A 3,424-nucleotide genomic window follows, 5' to 3' on the forward strand; every position below is an offset into this window, starting at 1 on the left:
CCGCGCCGAAGAGCAAGGGCAGGGCCGTGGAGAAGGCGCGGCCCGCCGGGCTGGACCCGGAGATGGCGGAGATCGAGGAGATCCTCCGCAACCGCGGCATCAAGTAGCAGGGGGCCCGCGCGGCCGCGCCGACGGTGGCGGCCGGGGACGCGGGCGGTGGTCGCGCCGGTGGCGCGGCGAGGCCGGCGAACGGCCGGGACGCGATGTCCCGGCCGTTTCTCGTTGGTCACGGCAGAGTCGGCGCTCACGCAAGCAACTCCCGTCACGCGGCCCTGACCTGCGCCGAATCGATATCGAATCGGCTTCGGAACGATAAAGCTTGCGGGCCGGAACACCCCCGGTGGCTCCGGCTGCTCGTGACCGAGCGTACGATCTGGGCGGTTTGTCGCTTCCATTGTGCGGATCGCGTGTGCCCCAGATGACGACGAGATCACAAGTCAGAAACGGGTACTGGCAGACGCGGGTTCGCGGATGGACAGTCGTGGCCGAAGGACTAGGTTTCCCTCAGCAAAACACGGCGTAACGGGCATGCGGTGCGGAGATCCCGCGCTCGCGGCGCGTGCGCCGGCGGCGACGTGGCCGAACGGTAGGAGGTACGCAGCGTGACCGCACCGATCGAGGTGTCCGGGGCCGAATCGGCCCAGCCGGACGCCGTCCTCGAGGGGGTCGGGCGCAAGGCCATCCAGGGCCGCTCGCTCGGGCAGATCGCCTGGCTGCGGCTACGGCGCGACAAGGTCGCCATGACCGGCGGCGTGCTGATCATCCTGCTGGTGCTGATGGCGATCTTCGCGCCGCTGCTGGTGAAACTGTTCGGGCACCCGCCCAACGAGTACCACCAGGAGCTCATCGACCCGACGCTGGGCGCCCCCATGAAGCCGATGGGCGGCATGAGCGGCGACTTCCTGCTCGGCCTCGAGCCCACCACCGGCCGCGACCTGTTCAGCCGCATCGTCTACGGCTCGCGCGTGTCCCTGCTGGTCGGCTTCCTGGCCACCGTGGTCGCCGCGGTCATCGGCACCGCCTTCGGCGTCATCGCCGGATACTTCGGCGGCTGGGTCGACGCCGTGATCGCGCGCGTGATGGACGTGTTCCTGGCCTTCCCGCTGCTGCTGTTCTCCATCGCCATCGTCGGCGTGCTGCCCGAGTCGATGCTGGGCCTGAGCGGCAACGGACTGCGGATCGCGATGCTGGTGTTCATCATCGGCTTCTTCAGCTGGCCCTACATCGGCCGGATCGTGCGCGGCCAGACGCTGTCGCTGCGCGAACGCGAGTTCGTCGACGCCGCCCGCTCGATGGGCGCCCGCGCCCCGTACATCATCGTCCGCGAGATCCTGCCGAACCTGGTCGCGCCGATCCTGGTGTACGCCACCCTGATGATCCCCACGAACATCCTGTTCGAGGCGGCGCTGTCGTTCCTGGGCGTCGGCATCGAGCCGCCCACGCCGTCGTGGGGCGGCATGCTGACCACCGCGATCAGCACCTACCAGATCGCGCCCTACTACGTGGTCATCCCCGGTGTCGCGATCTTCGTCACCGTCATGGCCTTCAACGTGTTCGGCGACGGACTGCGCGACGCACTTGACCCCCGGACCCGCTGACCCCCGCGGGGACGACCGTCATAGTTGAAAGGGAGCTCATGAGAAGGCCCAAGGTCCTTGCGACCGCGGCCGCCGGCGCACTGGCGCTCAGCCTGGTGTCGGCGTGCGGAGGCGGCGACGACGAAGGCGGCAGCGCCAGCACCTCGGTCAGCAACGCCGCGATCGGCAAGATCCACAACCCGTCGGACCGCCGCGGCGGCGCCCTGAAGATGGCGACCAGCTCCGACATCGACTCGATCGACCCGGGCGACATGTACTACGCCTGGGCGAACAACTTCGTCCGGCTGTACTCGCGGATGCTGCTGACCTACCCGGCCAAGCCCGGCACCGAGGGCTGGCAGCCGGTCCCGGACCTGGCCGAGGGCCTCGGCCAGGCCAGCGCCGACGGCAAGTCCTGGACCTACAAGCTGAAGAAGGGCCTGAAGTACGAGGACGGCACGGAGATCACGGCGAAGGACATCCGCTACGCCGTGGCCCGTACGTTCGACCGCGGCGTGCTGCGCAACGGTCCGAGCTACTTCTCCACCCTCCTGGACGCCGAGGGGTACAAGGGTCCCTACAAGGACAAGAACCTCGACCACTTCAAGGGCGTCACCACCCCCGACGACTACACCGTCGTCTTCCACCTCAAGAAGCCGTTCGCCGAGTTCAACGAGCTGGTGACCTTCAGCGGCCAGACCGCGCCGGTGCCGCAGAGCAAGGACAAGGGCGAGCGGTACGGCCTGCACCCGGTGTCGTCCGGCCCCTACAAGTGGGAGAAGGACTACGAGCCCGGCAAGGGCGGCACGCTGGTCCGCAACGACCAGTGGGACCAGTCCACCGACCCCAACCGCAAGCAGCTGCCCGACAGCATCCAGCTGGTCGCCGGCATGAACGCCGACGAGCTGGACAACCAGCTGATGTCCGGGCAGATCCACGTGGACCTGCCGGGCACCGGCGTGCAGGAGAACGCCCGCAAGGCGATCCTCACCGACCCCAAGAAGCGTGAGAACGCCGACAACCCGCCCGGCGGCTTCAGCTGGTACAACCCGATCAACACCAAGCTGATCCCGGTGGAGTGCCGCAAGGCGATGGTGTGGGCCGCCAACCGCGACGCGATGTGGCGCGCCTACGGCGGTGACGTCGGCGGCGAGCTGGCCACCTCGATCATGCCGCCGAACATCGAGGGCCGCCAGAAGGGCACCGACCACTACACCAAGGCCGAGAAGGGCTACACCGGCGACGTCGAGCAGGCCAAGCAGGCGCTGCAGCGGTGCGGCAAGCCCAACGGCTTCGAGACCAAGATGGTCTACCGCAGCGACCGGCCGAAGGAGAAGGCCGTCGCCGAGGCGCTGCAGCAGTCGCTGGGCCGCGTCGGCATCAAGCTGAACCTGCAGGGCTACCCGGCCAACACCTACACCAACGACCAGTTCGGCTCGCCGTCCTTCGTGGAGAAGGAGGGCATCGGCGTCGGCACCTACGGCTGGCACGCCGACTGGCCGACCGGCTACGGCTACCTGCAGGCGATCACCGACAAGGACGCGATCGTCGAGTCCGGCAACGCCAACCCGGGCCTGTTCGACAACGCCCAGGTCAACAAGATCTGGGACGACGTGATGAACATCGCCGACCGCAACCAGCGCGCCCAGATGTACAACCAGGTGGATGACATCTTCCGCAAGGAGGCCGGTGCCATCCCCAACGTGTACGCCAAGTCGCTGCTGTACCGCCCGGAGAAGCTGACCAACGTCTTCTTCCACGAGGGCTACGGCATGTACAACTACTCCACGCTCGGCCTGAGCGGCTGAGGCCCCGACACCACTCGCTGAACGAAAGCAGGTGAAGGC

Annotated in this window: 2 protein-coding genes; both read left to right on the forward strand. The window is 67.9% G+C overall.

Going from position 1 to position 3,424, the window contains the following annotated elements; all coding sequences use genetic code 11:
* Positions 1-602: 602 nt before the first annotated feature.
* The gene (locus ABD811_RS11550) at positions 603-1,598 is read left to right on the forward strand and encodes an ABC transporter permease (RefSeq protein WP_344945118.1); all 996 of its coding nucleotides are present in this window, start codon (positions 603-605) and stop codon (positions 1,596-1,598) included.
* Between the two features lie 38 nt (positions 1,599-1,636).
* Entirely contained in the window at positions 1,637-3,385 is a 1,749-nt protein-coding gene (locus tag ABD811_RS11555; protein ID WP_344945122.1) for an ABC transporter substrate-binding protein, read from the forward strand.
* Positions 3,386-3,424 lie beyond the last annotated feature (39 nt).

Source organism: Actinomadura miaoliensis (assembly GCF_039536785.1).
Classification (GTDB): domain Bacteria; phylum Actinomycetota; class Actinomycetes; order Streptosporangiales; family Streptosporangiaceae; genus Spirillospora; species Spirillospora miaoliensis.